The sequence below is a fragment of the Mesorhizobium sp. KR9-304 genome, assembly GCF_040049215.1.
Classification (GTDB): domain Bacteria; phylum Pseudomonadota; class Alphaproteobacteria; order Rhizobiales; family Rhizobiaceae; genus Mesorhizobium_K.
In genome coordinates this window covers 471,746-492,226 of record NZ_JBDZDN010000001.1, presented here as the reverse complement: position 1 = coordinate 492,226, position 20,481 = coordinate 471,746, and the positions used below count along the sequence as shown (strand labels likewise).

Here is a 20,481-nt window from a genome sequence, read left to right as displayed (position 1 = left end):
CCGCATGCCGACGAAGCTTGAAAAGCTCTTTCCCGATGGAAAACCGGTGCTCGGCATGCTGCATCTCGGCGGCCAGGCACCGGAAGAACGACTGTCGCGCGCCCTGGTCGAGGCGCGGGATATGATCGCCGGCGGTGTGGATGCGGTTGTCGTGGAAAACTACTTCGGCGATCCCGACGACGTGCGCCGCGTGCTGGAGGCTTTCGAGAGGGACGCGCCCGGGGTCGTTGTCGGGCTGAACCTGTTGCGGGATTTCCGTCTCGGATTCGAGCTTGTCAAAAGGTTCGGCGTTTCCTTCCTGCAGATCGACTCGGTTTGCGGCCACCTCCCGCCCGACGAGGACGCCGACTACGCCAGCGAACTCAAAGAGCGCCGGGCGGCCACCGATGCTCTGCTCTTCGGTGGCGTGAGGTTCAAATATCAACCGGTGAAATCAGGACGCAGCGAGGAGGAGGATATTCGGCTCGGCATGGCGCGTGCCGATGCGCTCGTCGTTACGGGCGAGGCGACTGGACAGGGCACCGACAACGCGAAGGTCCTGCGCTTTCGCGACGTTGTCGGAACAGACTACCCGCTGATCGTCGGCGCGGGCATGACGGCGGCCACTGCCGCCGACCAGATGCGGATCGCGGACGGCGCGATCGTCGGTTCCTATTTCAAGGACAGCTACAAGGATACCGGTATCGTCGATGTCGCGCATGTCCGTGAGCTGATGGAGGAGGTCCGAAAAGTCCGCACGGAGCTCAAGCCATGATCCGCATCGAGCCGATCGGCGACGACGCTTTTGCTCCTTTCGGCAGGGTTGTACGATTGCGCGAGTCCGATAGTCCGCAAGGGGCAGGCGTCGTGCATACCGAGGGCCCCGGATGGTCCGATGCCTATACGCACGATCCGCTGCTGGGGACCAATGCGAGCCTTGGCATGACCCGTTCGGGCGGCACGCCGTTCGAGGTGTTCCAGATGGAGCGTCATCCGAACACCCAGGAAGCCCTGTTCTGCGCCGAAGGGCCGATCGTTCTCGTCGTCGCGGCTGCGGGGCCACAGGCCAGGCCAGACCGCAGGGGCCTGCGCGCGTTCTCGATCCCGCCCGGAACCGTCGCCGTGATGAAGCCGGGCACATGGCACGACGCCTGTCGCGGGCTGCACGGCCCGACGACTTACTACTGGATGGCGACGGTGCGCACCGGAACGGAGTGGCAGGAGGTGATCGGCGGACCGGTTTCGGTTGTGGCGGAGACGCTCGCATGAACCTGGCGCCGGCTTTCTTTATCGGCGACGTCTCACTCGACGAATACTATGCGGCGGAGCGCTGGCCGAGCCTGGCGGACAAGGGATTCGTGGATTTCCTGGGAAGCTATGTGGGCGGCAGCATAGCCAATGCAGCCTCGGTCCATGCGGGGCTGGGCTCGCCGACGGAATTCGTTTCCTTGCTCAACTTCAGTCCGATTTCGGACCGCCTGATCGCCGAACTGGAGGAGCGCGGGGTCTCGGTCGGGCATATGCTGCGCCAAGAGGGAATTGCCGAATCACGCAACCTCATCTTCCTCGCCGAGGGCGAGCATGTGGTGCTGACGGTGGACATGGGATTCCAGCCCATGGAACTGTCGGGGAAACTGGTGCGGGATCTTCGCCAGCCCGGATATCTGTACACGACGCTTTATCGGTCCAGGCGTCTGCGTCATGGTGAACTGGGGCAGGCAGCTCTCCTCCAGGACCTTCGCGCGCATGGCCGGCGAACGGTGTTCGACCTCGATGTCGGCGGGTTTGGCGAGACCGATCTGCCCTATCTGCGCGGCGCTTCGGTGCTTATCCTGAACCAGGTCGGATACGCGACGGCATTCGGCGACCGCCCGATAGATGGCCTTGATGGCTGGATGGCAGAAAACGAGGTCGGCGCGGTCATCAGGACCCGCGCCGCCGACGGCGCTGAGGCTTTCGACCGCCAGACGCGCTACGACGTTCCCGGTTATGCGGTTCCCGTCGAAGATGTGACCGGCGCCGGGGACACGTTCGGCGGCGCGCTGCTCCATGTGCTCGGGCAGGGCGGTGGCTTGGATGAGGCGCTGGAACTTGCGGTCGCCGCATCGGCGCGCGCCGTCACCATTCGCGGACCGGCGGGCGGCATCGCCAGCCACGCAGAGATCGCGGCGTTTCGGGCCTCTCTCGCTGCGCGGCGGCATTGAGCGAAGCTTCGCATCGTCACGTCGGCGCGCCGAGCGATGACGCAAGCTGAATGGCGAAGCGTGCCGACGCCACGGGCAGGGTGCGGCCGCGCATCTGTCCGAGTATGAGGTTGCCCGGCGGCAGGTCGCGCTCGGAGATCGGCCGGAACAGTATGGACCTGTCCGCGGGCTCCCGGAGCCCGATCGGTATCTGGAAGCCGATGACATTCTCGTGCATCACGTAGTGCCTGATGAGCTCGAAGCTCTCGGTCTCGACGACAGGAGAGACGCGCCGCGAACCGCGCCGCGCGGCGAAGTCGAGCAGGTGCCGCACGCCGTATTTGGCCGATGGTGCGACATGCGCCGTGTCGAGGCAGTCGCGCAGCCTGAGCTCCGCCTTGCGAGCCAGCGGATGGTCGGCCCGCATGACGACGTTGACGGCCTGCGGCACCACGTGCACGACTTCGAAATCCACCAGGTAGACCGGCTCGAAGACGAGGGCGAGGTCGCTCGAATAGGCTGCCAATTCCTGCTCGGCCTGGGCGCGGTCTCGCACGTTGACCGAGAAGGTGACGCCGGGGTGGTCGGCGCGGTAGCGCGCGATCTCGCGCGGCAGGAAATAGGGCAGCAGCGCCTGCGAACAGGCGATCGAGACATGTCCGCGCCGCTCGCCCGAGAGATCCGCCACCTGGCCCTGGACGCGCAACAGATCCGAGGCTGTGGCGCGGAAGTGGTGTAGCAGGAGTTCGCCGGCTGGATTGAGCCGCACCCCACCCTGCAGGCGTTCGAACAATTCGGCGCCGAACTCGTCCTCGAAACGGTTGATGCGCCGGTTTAGCGCCGAGGCGGTGATGTTCATGTCCTCGGCGGCTTTGCGCATCGACCCGGCGCGCGCCACGGCCTCGATCAGGCGGAAAGTGTGCAGGTGCTTCATGGCGCCGTTCCTTTGGGTGGTGCTTTTTTTGCACCGCATCGGTGAAATCATAGCAATTTTCGCGAACGGGAAAAGCTGCAAGCTGGCGGTGCGTCCTCAAATGCGATCCGACGCGAAACCTAAGAGCGCCCATGACGATCGAAGACCTTCCCTTCACGCTCCGCTCGCTGCGACAAGCCTATGCGCAAGGCACGCGACCAACGGACGTTGTGAAGGAAGCTTTCCGTCGGCTCGACGCCGTCGCCGATCCCGGCATCTTCATCCACGACGCGCGGGAAAAGGCTCTGGCGGCAACAAGGGCGCTCGGCGAGCCCGACGGCCGTCCGCTCTGGGGCGTTCCCTTTGCGGTCAAGGACAATATCGACGTCGCCGACATGCCCACGACGGTCGCCTGTCCGGACTTCGCCTATGGCGCAGAGGCCGACGCCTTCGTGGTTACGAAGCTGAGGCAAGCCGGCGCGATCTGCCTCGGCAAGACCAATCTCGACCAGTTCGCGACCGGCCTGGTCGGCGTGCGCACGCCCTATCCGGTGCCGCGCAACGCGCTCGATACGGCGATCGTCCCGGGTGGCTCTTCTTCAGGTTCGGCGCTCGCAGTGGCGCACGGCTTTGCCGCCTTTGCGCTCGGCACCGACACGGCCGGCTCCGGCCGCGTGCCGGCCGCGCTCAACGGCATCGTCGGGCTGAAGCCCACGCTTGGTGCGCTTTCAGCCGCCGGCATGGTGCCGGCCTGCCGAACGTTGGACACGATCTCCATCTTCGCGATGACGGTCGCCGACGCGTGGGAGGTTTTCGAAACCGCTGCCGGATACGATCCCGCCGACGCATATTCGCGCAAGCTGCCGAAGCCGCGCCTTGCTTCGCTGCCGCCCGCCTTGCGCATTGGTATTCCCCACGCCGCCACGCTTCAGACTTTCGGCGACGCCGCCCAGACGGACCATTTCCGCGTCACCCTCGACCGGCTGCGGGCCACAGGTGCAACGATCGTCGAGATGGATTTCGAGCCTTTCTACGCCGTGGCGCGCATGCTCTACGAAGGCGCATGGGTCGCCGAGCGGGTCGCCGCCGTCGGCCCGCGGCTGACCGAGGCTCCCGAGACGCTGCACCAGACCACACGCGCTATCCTGGAGGCCGGCCTGAAGCTCACTGCCGTCGATACCTTCAAGGGGATCTACCGGCTGAAGGAACTCAGCCGCGTCTGTGAGGAGTCGCTCGCCTCGGTCGAAGCGCTCTGCGTGCCGACTGTCCCGACCGTCGTCACGATGGCGGACATTGCCGCCGATCCGATCGGACCGAACGCGCGGCTCGGCACCTACACCAACTTCGTCAATCTGCTCGACATGTGCGGCATCGCGGTGCCTACGGGGGCGCGCGCCGATGGTTGGCCGGGCAGTGTCACCTTCCTGGCGGCCACCGGCCGCGATGGGCTCTGTGCCGCGCTTGGCGCTTCCGTCGAAGCGGGTCGACTCGGCGCGACGGACTGGCCCCGTCCGCCCGCGCCGCTTTTTATTGCCGATCCTGGTCCGGACGAGATCGCGCTAGCGGTCTGCGGTGCGCACATGTCCGGCCTGCCCCTCAACGGCGAGCTGACCGGCTGCGGTGCGCGTTTCCTGCGCGCCAGCCAGACCGCTCCCATCTACGGACTCCACGCGCTGGCAGGCGGCCCGCCGTTCCGGCCAGGCCTTGTGCGGCGGTCGGTCGGAGGAGACGCAATTGAACTGGAAGTCTGGGCGCTGCCCAAGGAGCGTTTCGGCGAGTTCATTGCCGGCGTGCCTGCGCCGCTCTGCATCGGCACCGTCGCTCTCCGGGACGGTACGCTGGTGAAGGGCTTTCTCTGCGAGAGCCAGGGCTTGTCAGGCGGCACCGACATCACCGGTTTCGGCGGCTGGCGGGCATATCTCGATCATGTGAGCCAGAGCGTGGAAGCGGAGGCCGTCGCCCGTGTCGTCTAGCGATATCCCGCTCATCGACGTCTCCCCTCTTGCCACGGGCGAAGCGCGCGAGACGGCTGGCGTCGCCGCCCGAATCGGCGCCGCCTGCCGCGACATCGGCTTCTTCTACGTCGCCGGACACTCGGTTCCGCCGTCGCTCGTGAGCAAGGCCTTCGCCATGTCGGCCACATTCTTCGATCGCGACGAGGTTTTCAAGCGATCGGTGCTTTATACGGCGGAGGGCAACCGCGGCTATGTGCCGATGAAGGGTGAGGCGCTCGATCCGACCCGCCCGGCCGATCTCAAGGAAGCCTTCAACATCGGATTGGAACTGCCGTCGGACGACCCGGACCTGCTTGCCGGCCAAATGTTCCGGGCGAACAACCTGTGGCCGAAGATGGCCGGCTTTCGCGACACGATGCTCGCCTATTTCGACGCTTGCCAAGGGCTCGGCAGACTGCTGCACCGGGCCTTCGCCGTCGACCTTGGTCTCGCGCCGGACTTCTTCGAAGACAAGATCGACCGGCCGATGGCGGTGCTGCGCCTGCTGCACTATCCACCGGCGCCGGGACGCACCGAGGTCGGCCAACTCGGCGCCGGCGAGCACACCGACTATGGCTGCGTCACGCTGCTGGCGACCGACGGCGTTGGCGGGCTTGAGGTGCGCACCCGCGCCGGCGAATGGTTGAAGGCGCCGCATGTGCCCGGCGCCTTCGTATGCAACATCGGCGACTGCCTGATGCGCTGGACCAACGACATCTATGTCTCAACGCCGCACCGCGTGGTCAGCCCCAGCGGCCGCGAGCGGTATTCGATTGCCTTCTTCCTCGATCCCAATCCGGACGCCGACATCGCCTGCCTGCCCAACTGCGCGACCGCGGCGCGTCCCGCGCGCTATGCGCCGATCCGCGGCGACGCGTTCCTGGCGAGCCGCCTGTCGCCGACCTACGAGAAGTCTGGCCTTGGCGAAGCGCCATGCGCGCAAGCGAAAGCGGGTTAGGGCATGTCGAAGCCGCGCTTTTCCTATGCCTCTCTGCCCATTTGCCGGGCTGCCGTGACGGCGCAGCCGGCGGGCCTCGGGAGCATGCCTGCCCTGAATCCCAAGATTAACAGGACGTTACCTCGCAAGTTTCTCCCCATACGGGAAATGGCACGGGCTTTGCCTCTTCCCGGAAGACAGACCGGCTGCCGGTCCAGGCAATCCGGAACGCAACCTAGCCGCTGGAGCCTCCCATGTTCACATCGTCACTGACCAGACGTTCGCTTCTCAAGGCCGGCGCCGCCGGCATCGCCGCCTCCGCTCTGCCCTTCGGCCTGGCGCGGGCACAGACCCCTATTGTACTCGGAGCCGTCTATGTCGGACCGCGCGACGATTTCGGCTGGAACCAAGCCCATGCGGTGGCCATGGACATCCTCAAGCAGGTGCCGGGCGTGACCGTCATCGAAGAGGAGAACGTGCCCGAGACCGACGCGGTCACGCAGTCGATGGAGTCGATGATCAACCTCGACCAGGCGAACCTGATCCTTGCGACCTCCTTCGGCTATTACAGCCCCTTCGTCGTCGAGGCGGCCAAGAAATATCCGAACGTGCAGTTCCGCCACGCGGCTCCGCTGTGGAAGGAGGGCGACCCGGCCAACGCCGGCAGCTATTTCTGCTACCTCAACCAGGCTCATTACGTGGATGGCGTCGCCGCCGGCCTGTCGACAACGTCGAACAAGATCGGCTTCGTCGCCGCCAAGCCGATCCCCTCGGTGCTGTCCAACGTCAACTCCGTCCTGCTTGGCGCCAGGAGCGTCAATCCGAACGCGACCGTCCAGGTGATCTTCACCGGCGAATGGTCGATGCCGGTGCGCGAGGCGGAGGCATCCAACGCCCTGATCGACGCCGGTTGCGACATCATTACCTGCCATGTCGACGGGCCTAAGGTGGTGATCGAAACCGCCGAGGCGCGCGGCGTGAAGAGCTGCGGCCACAACGCCAGCCAGGCGCCGCTGGCGCCGAAAGGCTTCATAACCGGTGCGGAATACAAGTGGGAGACGATCTACAAGATTTACGCCGATGCGCTGGCCAAGGGCGAGGCGCTGCCGAACTTCATCGCCGGCGGCTACCACAACGACATGATCCGCAACACGCCTTACGGCGCCGGCGCGACGCCCGAGGCCATCAAGGCGGCCGATGCCGCTATCGAGGGGCTGAAGGCTGGCAAGCCCATCTATGTCGGCCCGCTCAAGGACAACACGGGCAAGGTCGTCATCGAGGGTTCGATGGACAATTACGACCCGGTTCTCGACGGCATGAGCTACCTGCTGGAAGGCGTCCAGGGTTCAACGACTTGAGCTTTTGGGCGGCGGCGATCCGGCCGCCGCCCATCGCATCGCCCGGCGTTACTCGGCGTTAGTGGCAGCAAAGGGGTTGGGCATGAGCAGCATGAGAGGCTTGAAACCCGGCGAAGGGAGTGGGCAATGACCGTCATCGTAGCCTCCCCTTCGATCGAGCGCGCGGGCTTCAGCCCGCGCACAATCCGCATGATCGAAGCTGTCCTGATTCCGGTGGGCGCGCTGCTTGCATCAGCGGTCATTTTCGCGATCTTCCTGCTTGTGCTCGGCAAGTCGCCGGCAACCTTCTTCGGCCTGATCTGGACCGGCGGGTTCGGATCGTCCTTCTCCGTCCAGAACACGCTGCAGCGCGCAGCACCCCTCATCCTCACCGGGCTTGCGTTCGCCATCCCCGCCCGCATCGGCCTCACCCTGATCGGCGCGGAAGGCGCGCTTGTGCTCGGCGGCTTCTCCGCCGCCGCGGTCGCCATTCCGCTGGTCGGCGGCGGCTGGACGCCGATCATCGGCCTGCCGATCATGGCGCTGGCGGCGATGGCGGTGGGCGCGTTCTGGATCGGGCTCGCCGGGTGGCTGAGACACTATCGCGGCGTCAACGAGACGATCTCGTCGCTGCTCCTCTCCTACATCGCCATCGCCATCATGAACTTCTTCGTCGAGGGCGCCTTGCGCGACCCTGCCTCGGCGAACAAGCCGTCGACCATGCCGATCGGCGACGCTTACCGCGTCGGACAGATCCCGGGCACGTCGGTGCACTGGGGCCTTGCCGCAGGCATCGTGCTCGCCGTGGTCCTCTACATCCTGATGTCGCGCACCACCTTCGGCTTCGCGGCGCGCATGACCGGCGGCAATGTCCGCGCGGCGCAGGCTCAAGGCCTGCCGGTCGGCATTCTGGTGGTCTCGTGCTGCGCCATTGCGGGCGCCTGCGCCGGGCTCGCCGGCTTCTACGAGGTTGCCGCCATCCACGGCCAGGCCAACGCATCGCTGGTCGCGGGTTACGGCTTCACCGGCATACTGGTCGCCTTCCTCGCGCGCCAGAATCCGCTGGCCGTCATTCCGGTTGCGATTCTGTTTGGCGCGCTCGATGCCGCCGGTGGCCTGGTCCAGCGCCGCATGGCGATGCCCGATGCCACCGTGCTGGTGCTGCAGGGCATCATCTTCGTGGTGCTTCTGGTCAGCGAGACCTTCTACGGCCGCATTCCCTTCCTGCAGCCGAAGCGTGACGGAGGACGATGACATGAGCCAGTCCGACATCTTCATCGTGCTCATTGCCATGATCGGAGGCGCCATCCGCGTGTCGACACCCTTCATGTTCGTGGCGCTCGGCGAGTGCCTGACCGAGAAATCCGGCCGCATCAATCTCGGGCTGGAGGGCAATCTCGTGCTCGGCGCTATGGTCGCCTATGCCGGCTCCTACACGACCGGCAGTCCATGGATCGGCGTGCTGATGGCAGGCCTTGCCGGGCTCGTGCTCGGCGCCATGCACGGCTACATCTGCAAGCTGCCCAAGGTGAACGACATCGCCGTCGGCATCGCCTTCATGAGCTTCGGCACCGGGCTCGCCTTCTTCTTCGGCAAGCCATACATCCAGCCGACCGCGCCACGCCTCGAAGCGATTCCGCTCGGCGGTTGGTCGTCGGATCCGTCGATCGCGCAGGCCCTCCGGGTCAATCCGCTGTTCTTCGTCGGCATCGCGCTCGCGCTGTTCCTGTGGTGGGCGCTCGCCAACACGCGCTGGGGCCTGATCGTGCGCATGACCGGCGACAGCGCGGCGTCTGCCCGCGCCATGGGCGTCTCGGTCGATCTGGTGAGGTTGCTGGCGACCGCCGCCGGCGGCTTCCTTGCCGGGATCGGCGGCGCCTTTCTGTCGCTGTTCTATCCCGGAAGCTGGAACGAGGGTCTTTCGTCGGGCCAGGGTCTGATGGCGGTGGCGCTGGTCATCTTCGCGCGCTGGGATCCGCTGCGTTGCGTGCTCGCGGCGCTGCTCTTCGGTGCGGCCGGCGCGCTCGGGCCGTCGCTGCAGTCGATCGGCGTCAGCCAGGGCTACTACTTCTTCAACGCCGCGCCCTACATCCTGACGCTTTTCATCATGATCGCCTCGGCCCGCTCCAAGAGCGCCGCGCGCGATGCGCCAGGCGAACTCTCGATCGTCAAGTGAGGTGGCCATGAGGTTGCAAATGACACTCGTCGATGAACGCATCGAGGCCGCCCTTGTGGCGAATGCCGTGACGGTGGAGTCGGATCCCTATCCCTGGCCTTTCGACGGCGATTTTGGCCCGCACAACACCTGCCTAGTCGTCATCGACATGCAGACCGATTTCTGCGCGCCGGGCGGTTATGTCGACTCCATGGGTTACGACATCTCCTTGACCCGCGCCCCGATCGGGCCGATCCAGTCCGTGCTTTCGGCCATGCGCGCCAAGGGCTATCCGATCATCCACACCCGCGAAGGCCACAAGCCCGACCTCTCGGATCTGCCGGCCAACAAGCGCTGGCGCTCGCAGCGCATCGGCGCCGGCATTGGCGACCAGGGGCCGTGCGGCCGCATCCTGGTGCGCGGCGAGCCGGGCTGGGAGATCATTCCCGAACTCCAGCCGGAGCCCGGAGAGGCGATCATCGACAAGCCCGGCAAGGGGTCGTTCATCGCCACCGACCTCGAACTCGTGCTGCAGACCCGACGCATCCGCAATATCGTGCTGACCGGGGTCACCACGGATGTCTGCGTGCACACAACCATGCGCGACGCCAATGACCGCGGCTACGAATGCCTGCTGCTGGAGGACTGCTGCGCCGCGACCAAGGTCGAGAACCATCTCGCAGCCATCGACATGATCAAGATGCAGGGCGGCGTGTTCGGCGCGGTGGCCTCGTCGGCCACCTTCCTGGAGGCGCTGCCATGAACCTTATTCCGCAGAACGTGACCGGCCTGCCGGTGCGCGCGCCATCGCTCGAAACGGCCGGCATGACCAAGATATTCGGCCCGCTCGTAGCGCTCGACGATGTATCGATCAAGGTCAAGTCCGGCTCGTTTCACGCGCTGCTGGGCGAGAACGGAGCCGGCAAGTCGACGCTCGTCAAATGTATCATGGGTTTCTACACGGCCGACCGCGGCTCGGTCCTGCTCGACGGGGAGGAGGTGCAGGTGAAGAGCCCGCGCGATGCGCGCGACCTTGGCATCGGGATGGTCTACCAGCAGTTCACGCTGGTGCCCTGCCTGACGGCGGCCGAGAACCTCGTGATCTCCCGCGCCGACGCGCCGGCAATCATCGACTGGAAGGCTGAAAAGCCACGGCTCGAAGCCTTCATGGACCGCATGCCTTTCCGCGTGCGGCTAAGCGAGCAGGTGTCGTCGCTATCTGCCGGCGAAAAGCAGAAGCTCGAGATCCTGAAGCTGCTCTATCTGGAGCAGCGTTTCCTGATCCTCGACGAACCGACCTCGGTGCTGACGCCGGGCGAGGCCGACGAGGTGCTCGGCCTGCTAGGCGAGATGGCGAAGCGCGGCGAGGTCACGGTGCTGATGATCAGCCACAAGTTCCGCGAAGTGAAAGCGTTCTGCGACAGCTTCACCGTGCTCCGGCGCGGCCGGCTGACCGGCTCAGGCGACGCGCAGGAAGCGAGCGTCGCCGAGATGAGCCGCATGATGATCGGCGACACGGAGATCCGCGAGCGCGCCGAGCGCCGCAAGCACAACGATATGAAGGCCGTGCTCGACCTCGCCGGTCTCTGCGCCGTGGATGGTGAGGGTAGGCCGGTCATCAACGCGGTCAACCTGAAGGTCAAGTCGGGCGAGATCGTCGGCATCGCCGGCGTCTCCGGCAACGGCCAGAGCGCGCTGGTCGAGGTGCTGGCCGGCCAGAAGCCGCTTACCGACGGCGGCATCTTCATCCACGGCAAGCCGTTCGAGCCCAAACGCGGCGATTTCGACCGCTTCAAGGTGTTCGGCCTGCCCGAGGAGCCGCTGAAGAACGCCACTGTGCCGCGCATGAGCGTGGCCGAGAACATGGCTTTCCGCTCCTTCGACAAGCCGCCGATGACCAGCCTCGGCTGGTGGCTGTCGCCGGGGCCGATGCGCAGGAAGGCCGACGAACTGATCGAGCGCTACCGCGTCAAGACCACCTCGGCGGATTCGCCGATCGAGGCGCTGTCCGGCGGCAACGTGCAGCGCGCCGTGCTGGCACGCGAGTTGTCCGGCGATGTCGACGTGCTGATCGTCGCCAACCCGTGCTTCGGCCTCGACTTCGCTTCCGTCGCCGAGATCCGCAGCCAGATCATGGAGCAGCGCAACCGCGGTGCGGCGGTGCTGCTCGTCAGCGAGGATCTCGATGAAATCCTTGAGCTTTCCGACCGGGTGGCGGTGATGTCGGGGGGCACGATCAGCTACGTGTCGCCTATCGAGGACACCGATCGCAACACGATCGGCCAGCATATGGCGGGGCACTGACCATGCCGTTTTTCGTCCCCGCCCGCCCTTATGACTTCGCGCTCGATCCAAGACACATCGCCCTCGTGGTTATCGACATGCAGCGCGATTTCATCGAACCGGGCGGCTTCGGAGCGGTCCTCGGCAACGACGTTGCCCGGCTGACGAAAATCGTGCCCACCGTCGCCGCGCTGATCTCGCTCTTTCGCGCGCACGGCCTGCCGGTCGTGCACACGCGCGAGGCGCACCGGCCCGACCTTTCCGACTGTCCGCCGGCCAAGCGCCTGCGCGGCAAGCCGGGCCTGAGAATCGGCGATCTTGGCGCTATGGGCCGCATCCTGGTCGCCGGTGAGCCCGGCAACCAGATCCTTCCGGAACTCGCGCCGGTCGACGGCGAGATCGTCGTGGACAAGCCGGGCAAGGGCATGTTCTGGGCGACCGGCCTGCACGAGACCCTGTCGGCGCGCGGCATCACCCAGCTCGTCTTCGCCGGCGTCACCACCGAGGTGTGCGTGCAGACGTCCATGCGCGAGGCGAACGACCGCGGTTACGAATGCCTGCTGATCGAAGACGCGACCGAGAGCTACTTCCCCGAATTCAAGGCCGCGGCGATAGAAATGATCGTCGCCCAGGGCGGCATCGTCGGCTGGGCTGCGCCGCTTGCCGATCTTGAGAAGGGTTTCGCGGAGGCGATGGTGCATGGCTGAGCAGGGCCGTTGGGACCGGTTTGAAACGATCCCCTTTCTAGCGCGCCTGCGCGACCGTATGGTTGCCCGATGAGCGGGTACATGAGGTCTGGCACCTGAGCATGCTGATTGACGATCCGGAGACGCTGGCCGAAATCACCGCGGTCTTCGAAGCCTACGAAAAGGCGCTGCTCGAACACGACGCCGAAACGCTGGACGCGATGTTCCTGCATTCGGACAAGGCCGTGCGCTACGGCGTCGCCGAGGTGCAGTACGGCATCGACGAGGTCCGGCGCTTCCGCGCCGCGCAGAAACCCTTCGACCGCACGCTCTCGCGCACCGTGATCACCACCTATGGTCGCGACATGGCCATCGCCTCGACGCTTTTCCACCGGCCGGATTTTCCGGACCAGGTCGGCCGCCAGATGCAGACCTGGGTGCGAACGCCCCATGGCTGGCGCGTCGCCGCTGCCCACGTCAGCATGATGTAGTGCGCAATCCCGGCCGTAGCCGGTACGATGCGCCGTGCTCGCATTGTCCGGATGGCCTGTTGCGGCTGGGCTCTAGGTCGTTCGCGATTGTGCGAGCCAGGTTCCTGCGATGTAGCCAAAGGTGAGCGCAGGTCCGAGCGTGATGCCGCCGCCGGGATAGGCTCCGCCCATCACACTGGCGGCGTCGTTGCCCACCGCGTTGAGCCCCGGCACCGGCCTGCCCGCAGCGTCGAGGACCCGGGTTTCGGCATCCGTGCGCAGGCCGGCGAAGGTGCCGAGGTCGCCGAGGGCGAGCCGGATCGCGTAGTACGGAGCTTTCTCGAGGGCGGCAACGCAAGGGTTGGGCTTGTGCGACGCATCTCCCAAGAAACGATTGTACGCCGTTTCTCCCTTGCCGAACTGCGGATCGACGCCTCGCCGCGCGGCGGTGTTGAAGGTCGCCAACTGGACCTCGAAGGCCGCTGGATCGAAGCCCGCGTGTTCGGCGAGCTCACGAGGGGTGCGACCGCTGATCAGGTAGCCGGAGCGGATATGCTGGAAGATCGGCAATGGAAAGGGTTTGACGAAGCCGAGACCGTATTTGCGCAACGCCCGGTGATCGCAGACGAGCCACGCCACGCATTCACGGCCTTGCGACGCCGCAATCATCGCCTGTCCGAAATCGTGGTAGGAATTGGCCTCGTTCACGAAACGCCGCCCGTTCGGGCCAACCGCGATGACGCCGGGCTTGTAGCGGTCGATCAGGTGCGGAAACACCTTGTACCCGGCGCCGGAGGGAACGCGGGAGACGGGAATCCACGCTGCGGCGTTGCGAAGTTCGGTCGCGACCGTTCCGCCGGCCTCTTCGCCGAGGCGAAGACCATCCCCGGTGTTGCCCGGCGGGGCGGGGGACAAGTGTTCCATGCCGGTCGGGGCGTGCGGAAACAGCGCCTTGCGCCGCGCAGCGTCCTGGGGGAACCCTCCACATGCAAGCACCACCGAGTGGCGCGCGCGGATGGCGCGCACGCCCGAAGCCGTGGAGATCTCCACGCCGGTGACGCGGCCATCCTCCCGCAGCAGGCGTCGCGCGGGCGCTGATGTCAGGATTGGAACGCCAAGCGTGCGAGCGCTCAGCATAAGCCGGGCGGCAAGCGCGTTGCCGCTGGTCAGCCGCATGCCGCGGCCATGCAACAGGAGGTCGCGGCCATGCGCTCCGAGACGCTTGATTACGTGCCACGCGGATTTCGCCGAGCGCGTGACGTTGAAGAAATGGTTCACCTCCTGGCTCGAATTGAACATCATGCCGACGAAGGTGATGGTGGAAAGCGGCGGCCGCAGGCGCCGGATATCCTCTCCGAGCATACGACCGTCGATCGGCGCCGTCAGGATCGATCTGCCGCCGGACCGTGCGCCGGGCGCATCGGGGTGGTAGTCCGAAAAGGCGGGCGCATCGAGGAACCTGACCTCCGTATTGGCCTCGAAGAACTCGACCATTTCGCGGCCGTGGGCGAGAAAGGCAGTCGTGCGCTCGCTGTCGAATGCGTTTCCGGCTTCATAGCGCATATAGGCGTATGCCTTCTCGGTCTCTTCGGGATCTGGTGAGGCGCCGTCTTTCGGATGGCCCGGCACCCAGAGGTAGCCTCCGGAATAGGCAGTCGTGCCGCCGATGAGTGGCTCCTTCTCCACAACGATGGCGCTCAGCCCGCGAACCGCCGCCGTGACCGCAGTCGCCATGCCGCCGGCTCCCGAGCCGATCACCACGACATCGTACACTTCCGAGATATCGATAGCCAATGCGGCCGCTCCAGTTTCTTTGCTAATTCTCATATATTGCAAAATAGCACAATATCGCTGTATGAGCGTATCACGCCGATTTCCAGGAGGTTCGCGATGGCAGGTGCAAAACTCGGAGACGCTATCCGCATTGTCAGGGACGATTCGACCGGGCGGATACTGACGTTCGATTCCGCAACCTTCGTGCCCGACCACTATGGTTCCGAAAGCGCTGCGAACGACGTGATCGTGGCCGCCTCCTATGCCGGCGTGCTCTGCGCGCGCATGATTGCCCGTTCAGGTCCGCGCGGCGCAATCGGTCTCGATTGCGCGATCGGCAAGGACGGAGCGGGAATAGCCGGTCTCTGGTTCTACGAGGCACTGGGCATCCCGGCTGCGGCTGCCGACGTGATGACCGCGGAGATGGGCAACGGCCGCGATCTCTACGAGGAGGGAATTGTCAGTCGCGTGAATGAGTTGGCCGAAGGCCTGGGGCTGCGTCCGGGAATGAGGGTCGCGGAGGCCGCCGTTCTGCTGCTGGAGAGCGAGGGAATGAAGGCCGCCGACCGTTTCGGCGACAGGGAGAGGCGTGAAGCCGTCTACACCAACGGGGCGGGCCGCAGTATCGTCTGCACGGACTCGATCGCCTTCGCACGCGCCGAGGATCGTGGCCGCAACGTTCTCTGCACCGCGGGCCACACCGGCAGAAGCGTGGTCGGCTACATCGTCGGTTCGGCGCCCTGGGGCTTCATCTGTTCGGACGGAGGCACCGGCAAGAACGATTCCGGCATCACCGCCCTCGATCCCGCCGCCCAAGCCGGCATTGCCGGTGCGGCAGTCGATGCGCTCACGGCGAGGATGGGTGACGGCCATAGCACTTATTTCGACGGGATCGTCAGCGCTGCCAACCGGCTGGCCATCGCCAAGGGCGTAACGGTCGGCATGCGCGCAACCGACGCGGCACGTCTGCTCGTGGACAACTGAACCGGTTTGGAGACGGGAATGATCGTCGAGGAACGAACTTATCAGATTGCTGCCGGCAAGCTCCCGGACTATCTGGCCCGCTATGAAGAACTGGGCTTGGAACTCCAGAAACGAATCCTGGGCAACCTGATCGGCTACTTTACCACCGAGATCGGCCCGCTCAGCCGACTGGTGCATCTCTGGGGCTACGAAAGCCTGACGGACCGGGAGCGCCGGCGCGCGGAACTGGCCGGGCTCGCGGCGTGGCAGGAGTACCTGCGCGTCTGCACGCCGATGATCGTCGGGATGGAGAACCGTATTCTCGTGCCGACCGCTTTCTCGCCGCTGCGGTGAGTGCGGCGCAGTCAGCGCGGCTGACGCGCCGAGGCGTAGCTCGGCGCCGTGACCGGCGTCCCGCTGGCCTGCAATTTCGTGCTGATCGCCTCGGCCCCCAGACGGGCCTTCGCCTCCAGAACGGTGAGAACGTCGCCGGTCGCCTCCGCCCGCAGCCGCACCATGCAGAGACTCGCGACCACCGTTGCGGGCGCCCGGAAGATCGGCGCTGCGACGCCGACCAGTTCCGCATCGATCTCGCTGCCGACATAGATGCCGCGCTTGCGGATCGACTTGAGGCGCTCCTTGAATTCGTGCCAACCGGCGCCCAGCCCCGCGCGCTCGATTTCGCGGCTGTGGCTGAGGAAAAGAGACTTGAGGTGATAGCTCGGCAGATTGGCGAGGATGATGCGCGACGGCGCGCCAAGGAACAGCGGGAAGGGCCGCCCTCGCTCCATGCTCATGGAAATCCGGTCGTCGCTGCGGTCCTGATGGATGCACAGAACGCGCGTCCCGTAGAAGGAACAGAGAAGCTGGGCGCCGACCTGCCGGTCACGCAGCGATTCCATGATCCTCGGTCCGATCTTGAGGAGGGGGTCGGCAATGCGTATCTGGCGATCGATTTCGATGAAGCGGGGACCGAGCGCGTAGCCGCCGCCCGCAGCCTGTATCAGGAGGCCGGCCTCGCAGAGGTCGCGTACGTACCGGTAGGCCGTCGCCGGCGCCACGCCCAAAGGTCCGGCCATCGTCTCCACCGTCCAGACCGGTGCCTCGACCGAAAAGAGGTCGAGGACGGCAAGCAGCCGGCTCGACTTCGTGCCGGGTTTTGGCGTTCGGCCAGAATGCTGGCTTGGCGTTTCGAGGGTCACGCGAGGATCGCAAGTGATGTCCGGACTGGTGGGCTAGCTTCTGCATCGCCGACCGGCAAAGTGCAATACGGGGGAGGATTTGCGCCGTGATCGAGAAGGAGGCCGTCGCCATCGTGACGGGGGCGGGATCAGGCATCGGCCGGGCCGCCGCGATTGCTTTCGCCAGGGCTGGGGCACGCGTCGCGGTGATCGACATCGACCACGATGCGGCGCTGGAAACGGCGGCCAGGATCCGCGACACCGAGGCGATCGCCCTGCGTGTCGACGTCACGGTTGAGGAACAGGTCGTCGAGGCCTTCGATACGGTTCTGGGCCGCTGGGGGAGAATCGATCACCTCTTCAACAACGCCGGCATTCGCGGCGGCACCGACGAGGCGCATCGGATGAGCAGCGTCGAGTTCCGCCGCGTGATGGACCTGAACGTCGCCGGAGCGTTTCTATGCCAGCGCGAGGCGTTGAAGGCGATGTACGAGGCGCAACGGGGGACGATCGTGAACATGGCCTCCATCATGGGATTCTCGACGGGGCCGGGAGCGGCCCATTATACGGCCTCCAAACATGCGGTGATTGGACTGACGAAGGCGGCCGCCTTCGAGGCGGCGCCACGCGGCGTGCGGGTCAATGCCGTGGCGCCAGGCACGATCGAAACACCGATGAATGTCGCGCTCGCCGGAAACGAAAAGGCAATGCGCGACCGCTACACGCCGGCCTATCCCATCGGCAGGCTCGGCCGCCCGCGGGAGGTTGCCGAGGCGGTGCTCTGGCTGGCCGGCAGCGCTTCGAGCTTCGTGACCGGCCACACGCTCGTGCTCGACGGCGGCTATCTGCTGCGCTGAGCTTCAGGTCGCCCGTGAGAAGGCCCCTCGTCCGAAGACGCGGTCGCGTTCCTCCGGCGTGGCCGATGCGAGCGTGGAGCGGATCCCGGCGAAGGCCGACTGGGCGCGTTTCACGGAAGGCCGCTCCGAACAGCGCGAGAACCATTCGGCGAGGCTTTGGAACTCATCGGACCCGAGGCTCAGAAACGGAAACGCCTCGCCGTTTCTGTGCTTCAGGTTCGCGATCCACGGATAGATCGCCATATCGGCGATCGAAAAATCGTCGGAGCCGACAAACGAAGTGTGGCCAAGGGTCCGGTCGATGACGCCGTAGATGCGGCGTACTTCGGTGATGTAGCGACTGCGCGCGTAGTCCTCGCCCTGGGGCGCGTACAATGCGAAGTGGTTAAGTTGCCCTGCCATCGGCCCCAGGTTGGCGGCCTGGAAGAACAGCCACTGTACCACCAGCGAGCGCGCCGCTCCTTCGCGAGACAGTCCCTTTCCAGTCTTTTCTGCGAGATAGAGGAGGATTGCACAGGATTCGAATACGTTGTGTTGCATTCCGTCCGGCCCGGCGGGATCGACAAGGACCGGAACCTTCGAGTTCGGATTGAGCGCGATGAACCAGTCTTCGAACTGTTGCCCTTTCCATATGTCGACCGGCTTTATCCTGTAGGCAAGACCTCCTTCTTCGAGCGCGATCAGAATCTTGAGAGCGTTCGGCGTGGGTGAAGCATAGAGATCGAACGTAGGGTCGGTCATGGCTTGTTCCTCGCTTGCTGTCGCATAGGCTTATTGCAAACAATCGTTTGTTAAAGTACGGCCAGAGGGGACCACGGGATTGGGTCTGCCGATCTGCACGCCCCCCGCCCGCATTGGAGGTAAGTCATGGACGAAATGCCCTCCGCGAACGCCGCCGATCGGCCCACGCCGGGACGACAGGGTCAGCGGCGCGATTCCACCCAGAAGGCGATCCGCGACGCCGCGATCTCGATGTTCTCCGAATTCGGCTACCACGCGGTCACGCTGCGCAAACTCGCCGACCGCATCGGCATCCAGGCTGGATCGCTCTACAATCACATCGAGAACAAGCAGGAACTGCTGTTCGAAATCCTCTACGAGATCATGAGCGACCTCGTGCGCAGCTTCGAGGAGAAGGTGGCGCCGGTGAACGGGCCGCAGGCCCGTCTCGACGCCTTCATTCAGAACCACGTCGCCTTCCACACCGCGCGCAAGGAGGAGGTTTTTATCGGCAACATGGAGTTACGCAACCTCTCGCCCGAGAACCGGGCCAAGATGGTCGCCCTGCGCGACCGCTACGAGAACTACGTGATAGAGATCCTTCGCGAGGGCCAGGCCACAGGCGTGTTCGCACGCAGCGACCCGAAGATGGCGTCCTTCGCGATCTTCGGCATGCTGAACTCGGTCGCCAACTGGTTCAATCCAGGTGGCCAGCGCAGCGCGGACGACATCGCCAAGCAATATACGCAATTCATTCACGCGATGCTTGAGCCGAAGGCCCGTCGTTCCTGAGACCGACGGCGTGAGCGCCGGGCGACAGAGGCAGTTGACGATCCGGACCGACTGAAATACGAACAAGCGTTCGTTAGTCAAACGTCAGGATCGGCCATGACCTTCAGAGATCGAGCGTTCGTCGCCGGTGTTTTCGAGCACCCAACGCGCAAGGCGCCCGACAAGTCGCTCGCCCAGCTTCATGCCGAAGTTGCTGCCGGGGCGCTTGCCGACGCCGGTCTCACGCTTGATGACGTGGACGGTTATTTCGTAGCCGGGGATAACACGAATCTCTATCCGCTCTCATTGGTCGAATATCTCGGCCTCAGGCTCAAGGTGATCGGCGCGACCGATACCGGAGGCTCAGCCTACATCACCCATGTCGGCCAGGCGGTCGACGCGATCGCCGCGGGGCGGTGCAGCGTTGCTCTCATCACGCTGGCGGGACGGCCGCGCACCGGCGGAGCGGCCGCCGACCCCGCACCCGATTGGGCGTTGCCGGACGTCCCGTTCGAACACCCCTACGGACGCGCCGTAATCAACACCTATGCCATGTGCGCGACCCGCCACATGTACGAGTACGGCACGACGGGCGAGCAGCTAGCCTGGATCAAGGTTGCGGCTTCGCATCACGCGCAGCACAACCCCAATGCGATGCTCAAGAACGTCGTGACCGTCGAGGAGGTCCTCGCATCGCCGATGATCGCCGATCCCCTGCATCGCCTGGACTGCTGCGTGGTGAGCGATGGCGGTGGCGCCATCGTCGTGGTGTCCCCGGAAGTTGCCCGGTCGCTGAAGCGGCCGATGGTGCGAATCCGCGGCGTCGGCGATGCCGTGAAACACCAGGATGGCGGGCAGATAGACCTGACCTATTCGGCCACACGCCTTTCGGCCGCTGCCGCCTACGCGCAGGCCGGTGTCGCCCCGACCGACATCCGCTATGCCTCCCTCTACGACAGTTTCACGATAACCGTGTTGGAGCAGGTCGAGGATCTGGGGTTCTGCGAGAAGGGAAAGGGTGGCGCCTTCGTCGCCGATGGCAACCTGATTTCGGGTGTTGGCAGGCTTCCGATAAACACCGACGGTGGAGGTCTTTGCAACAACCATCCGGCCAACCGCGGCGGCATGACCAAGGTCATCGAGGCCGTGCGGCAGCTCCGCGGCGAAGCCCACCCGGCCGTTCAAGTAAAGGATTGTTCGCTGGCTCTCGCCAACGCCACCGGAGGCTGGCTCGGCACGCGGCACGCCGCTTCAACAGTCATCATGGAGAGGCTTTGAC

21 protein-coding genes are annotated in these 20,481 nt (G+C 65.3%); 17 read left to right on the top strand and 4 right to left on the bottom strand.

Going from position 1 to position 20,481, the window contains the following annotated elements:
• The first annotated feature begins 4 nt into the window (after positions 1-4).
• Genes ABLE71_RS02395 through ABLE71_RS02385 form a run of 3 tightly spaced genes read left to right on the top strand, consistent with a single transcriptional unit; the run spans position 5 to position 2,183 of the window.
• Positions 5-754 carry a BtpA/SgcQ family protein gene (locus ABLE71_RS02395; RefSeq protein WP_348781772.1) on the top strand — a complete coding sequence of 250 codons (750 nt, stop codon included), beginning with the start codon at positions 5-7 and terminating at the stop codon, positions 752-754.
• On the top strand, positions 751-1,248 hold the full coding sequence (locus ABLE71_RS02390; protein ID WP_348781771.1) for an ureidoglycolate lyase: 498 nt from the start codon (positions 751-753) through the stop codon (positions 1,246-1,248). Before ABLE71_RS02395 ends, ABLE71_RS02390 begins: the two co-directional genes overlap by 4 nt.
• Positions 1,245-2,183: a carbohydrate kinase family protein gene (locus tag ABLE71_RS02385; RefSeq protein ID WP_348781770.1), complete on the top strand. Its 939-nt coding sequence runs from the start codon at positions 1,245-1,247 to the stop codon at positions 2,181-2,183. Before ABLE71_RS02390 ends, ABLE71_RS02385 begins: the two co-directional genes overlap by 4 nt.
• A 16-nt stretch (positions 2,184-2,199) precedes the next feature.
• On the opposite strand, the gene ABLE71_RS02380 is transcribed toward ABLE71_RS02385, so the two are convergent.
• Positions 2,200-3,096, bottom strand: coding sequence for a LysR family transcriptional regulator (locus ABLE71_RS02380; RefSeq protein WP_348781769.1), 897 nt, complete (start codon positions 3,094-3,096; stop codon positions 2,200-2,202).
• 131 nt (positions 3,097-3,227) lie between these two features.
• On the opposite strand from ABLE71_RS02380, the gene atzF reads away from it, so the two are divergent.
• From atzF to hpxZ, 9 genes are all read left to right on the top strand, one after another.
• Positions 3,228-5,048, top strand: a complete 1,821-nt coding sequence (atzF, locus tag ABLE71_RS02375) for an allophanate hydrolase (protein ID WP_348781768.1) — start codon at positions 3,228-3,230, stop codon at positions 5,046-5,048.
• Complete coding sequence (locus tag ABLE71_RS02370) at positions 5,038-6,027, top strand: 2-oxoglutarate and iron-dependent oxygenase domain-containing protein (protein WP_348781767.1); 990 nt, start codon at positions 5,038-5,040, stop codon at positions 6,025-6,027. The genes atzF and ABLE71_RS02370 overlap by 11 nt, the downstream gene beginning before the upstream one ends.
• 233 nt (positions 6,028-6,260) lie before the next feature.
• Positions 6,261-7,364, top strand: a complete 1,104-nt coding sequence (locus ABLE71_RS02365) for a BMP family ABC transporter substrate-binding protein (RefSeq protein WP_348781766.1) — start codon at positions 6,261-6,263, stop codon at positions 7,362-7,364.
• Positions 7,365-7,490: 126 nt separating this feature from the next.
• Positions 7,491-8,597, top strand: coding sequence for an ABC transporter permease (locus ABLE71_RS02360; protein WP_348781765.1), 1,107 nt, complete (start codon positions 7,491-7,493; stop codon positions 8,595-8,597).
• 1 nt (position 8,598) lies between these two features.
• The gene (locus tag ABLE71_RS02355; RefSeq protein WP_348781764.1) at positions 8,599-9,519 is read left to right on the top strand and encodes an ABC transporter permease; all 921 of its coding nucleotides are present in this window, start codon (positions 8,599-8,601) and stop codon (positions 9,517-9,519) included.
• A 19-nt stretch (positions 9,520-9,538) separates the two neighbouring features.
• On the top strand, positions 9,539-10,261 hold the full coding sequence (locus ABLE71_RS02350; RefSeq protein WP_348781763.1) for an isochorismatase family cysteine hydrolase: 723 nt from the start codon (positions 9,539-9,541) through the stop codon (positions 10,259-10,261).
• Positions 10,258-11,802, top strand: a complete 1,545-nt coding sequence (locus ABLE71_RS02345; protein ID WP_348781762.1) for an ABC transporter ATP-binding protein — start codon at positions 10,258-10,260, stop codon at positions 11,800-11,802. The genes ABLE71_RS02350 and ABLE71_RS02345 overlap by 4 nt, the downstream gene beginning before the upstream one ends.
• 2 nt (positions 11,803-11,804) lie before the next feature.
• Positions 11,805-12,488, top strand: a complete 684-nt coding sequence (locus ABLE71_RS02340; RefSeq protein WP_348781761.1) for a cysteine hydrolase — start codon at positions 11,805-11,807, stop codon at positions 12,486-12,488.
• Positions 12,489-12,589: 101 nt separating this feature from the next.
• Complete coding sequence (gene hpxZ, locus ABLE71_RS02335) at positions 12,590-12,958, top strand: oxalurate catabolism protein HpxZ (RefSeq protein WP_348781760.1); 369 nt, start codon at positions 12,590-12,592, stop codon at positions 12,956-12,958.
• Positions 12,959-13,030: 72 nt separating this feature from the next.
• Here hpxZ and ABLE71_RS02330 read toward each other — a convergent pair whose 3' ends face one another.
• On the bottom strand, positions 13,031-14,764 hold the full coding sequence (locus tag ABLE71_RS02330; protein ID WP_348781759.1) for an FAD-dependent oxidoreductase: 1,734 nt from the start codon (positions 14,762-14,764) through the stop codon (positions 13,031-13,033).
• Positions 14,765-14,827: 63 nt separating this feature from the next.
• Between ABLE71_RS02330 and ABLE71_RS02325 the strand changes: the two genes are divergently transcribed.
• Both ABLE71_RS02325 and ABLE71_RS02320 read left to right on the top strand, forming a co-directional pair.
• Entirely contained in the window at positions 14,828-15,694 is an 867-nt protein-coding gene (locus tag ABLE71_RS02325; protein ID WP_348781758.1) for a hypothetical protein, read from the top strand.
• 18 nt (positions 15,695-15,712) lie between these two features.
• Positions 15,713-16,027 (top strand): NIPSNAP family protein, encoded by a 315-nt coding sequence (locus ABLE71_RS02320; RefSeq protein WP_348781757.1) that lies wholly within the window; start codon positions 15,713-15,715, stop codon positions 16,025-16,027.
• Between the two features lie 11 nt (positions 16,028-16,038).
• Here ABLE71_RS02320 and ABLE71_RS02315 read toward each other — a convergent pair whose 3' ends face one another.
• Positions 16,039-16,875 carry an IclR family transcriptional regulator C-terminal domain-containing protein gene (locus ABLE71_RS02315; RefSeq protein WP_348781756.1) on the bottom strand — a complete coding sequence of 279 codons (837 nt, stop codon included), beginning with the start codon at positions 16,873-16,875 and terminating at the stop codon, positions 16,039-16,041.
• An 86-nt stretch (positions 16,876-16,961) separates the two neighbouring features.
• Here ABLE71_RS02315 and ABLE71_RS02310 point away from each other — a divergent pair, with 86 nt between their 5' ends.
• Positions 16,962-17,711, top strand: a complete 750-nt coding sequence (locus ABLE71_RS02310; RefSeq protein ID WP_348781755.1) for an SDR family NAD(P)-dependent oxidoreductase — start codon at positions 16,962-16,964, stop codon at positions 17,709-17,711.
• Between the two features lie 3 nt (positions 17,712-17,714).
• Here ABLE71_RS02310 and ABLE71_RS02305 read toward each other — a convergent pair whose 3' ends face one another.
• Entirely contained in the window at positions 17,715-18,452 is a 738-nt protein-coding gene (locus ABLE71_RS02305; protein WP_348781754.1) for a glutathione S-transferase N-terminal domain-containing protein, read from the bottom strand.
• Positions 18,453-18,578: 126 nt separating this feature from the next.
• Here ABLE71_RS02305 and ABLE71_RS02300 point away from each other — a divergent pair, with 126 nt between their 5' ends.
• Both ABLE71_RS02300 and ABLE71_RS02295 read left to right on the top strand, forming a co-directional pair.
• Positions 18,579-19,223 carry a TetR/AcrR family transcriptional regulator gene (locus ABLE71_RS02300; protein ID WP_348781753.1) on the top strand — a complete coding sequence of 215 codons (645 nt, stop codon included), beginning with the start codon at positions 18,579-18,581 and terminating at the stop codon, positions 19,221-19,223.
• A gap of 96 nt (positions 19,224-19,319) precedes the next feature.
• Entirely contained in the window at positions 19,320-20,480 is a 1,161-nt protein-coding gene (locus ABLE71_RS02295) for a thiolase domain-containing protein (RefSeq protein ID WP_348781752.1), read from the top strand.
• Position 20,481 lies beyond the last annotated feature (1 nt).

Coding starts and splice junctions, on each gene's coding strand:
- ABLE71_RS02395 (WP_348781772.1), top strand. CDS start 5: ATGCCGACGAAGCTTGAAAAGCTCTTTCCCGATGGAAAACCGGTGCTC.
- ABLE71_RS02390 (WP_348781771.1), top strand. CDS start 751: ATGATCCGCATCGAGCCGATCGGCGACGACGCTTTTGCTCCTTTCGGC.
- ABLE71_RS02385 (WP_348781770.1), top strand. CDS start 1,245: ATGAACCTGGCGCCGGCTTTCTTTATCGGCGACGTCTCACTCGACGAA.
- ABLE71_RS02380 (WP_348781769.1), bottom strand. CDS start 3,096: ATGAAGCACCTGCACACTTTCCGCCTGATCGAGGCCGTGGCGCGCGCC.
- atzF (WP_348781768.1), top strand. CDS start 3,228: ATGACGATCGAAGACCTTCCCTTCACGCTCCGCTCGCTGCGACAAGCC.
- ABLE71_RS02365 (WP_348781766.1), top strand. CDS start 6,261: ATGTTCACATCGTCACTGACCAGACGTTCGCTTCTCAAGGCCGGCGCC.
- ABLE71_RS02360 (WP_348781765.1), top strand. CDS start 7,491: ATGACCGTCATCGTAGCCTCCCCTTCGATCGAGCGCGCGGGCTTCAGC.
- ABLE71_RS02355 (WP_348781764.1), top strand. CDS start 8,599: ATGAGCCAGTCCGACATCTTCATCGTGCTCATTGCCATGATCGGAGGC.
- ABLE71_RS02350 (WP_348781763.1), top strand. CDS start 9,539: ATGACACTCGTCGATGAACGCATCGAGGCCGCCCTTGTGGCGAATGCC.
- ABLE71_RS02345 (WP_348781762.1), top strand. CDS start 10,258: ATGAACCTTATTCCGCAGAACGTGACCGGCCTGCCGGTGCGCGCGCCA.
- ABLE71_RS02340 (WP_348781761.1), top strand. CDS start 11,805: ATGCCGTTTTTCGTCCCCGCCCGCCCTTATGACTTCGCGCTCGATCCA.
- hpxZ (WP_348781760.1), top strand. CDS start 12,590: ATGCTGATTGACGATCCGGAGACGCTGGCCGAAATCACCGCGGTCTTC.
- ABLE71_RS02330 (WP_348781759.1), bottom strand. CDS start 14,764: ATGAGAATTAGCAAAGAAACTGGAGCGGCCGCATTGGCTATCGATATC.
- ABLE71_RS02325 (WP_348781758.1), top strand. CDS start 14,828: ATGGCAGGTGCAAAACTCGGAGACGCTATCCGCATTGTCAGGGACGAT.
- ABLE71_RS02320 (WP_348781757.1), top strand. CDS start 15,713: ATGATCGTCGAGGAACGAACTTATCAGATTGCTGCCGGCAAGCTCCCG.
- ABLE71_RS02305 (WP_348781754.1), bottom strand. CDS start 18,452: ATGACCGACCCTACGTTCGATCTCTATGCTTCACCCACGCCGAACGCT.
- ABLE71_RS02300 (WP_348781753.1), top strand. CDS start 18,579: ATGGACGAAATGCCCTCCGCGAACGCCGCCGATCGGCCCACGCCGGGA.
- ABLE71_RS02295 (WP_348781752.1), top strand. CDS start 19,320: ATGACCTTCAGAGATCGAGCGTTCGTCGCCGGTGTTTTCGAGCACCCA.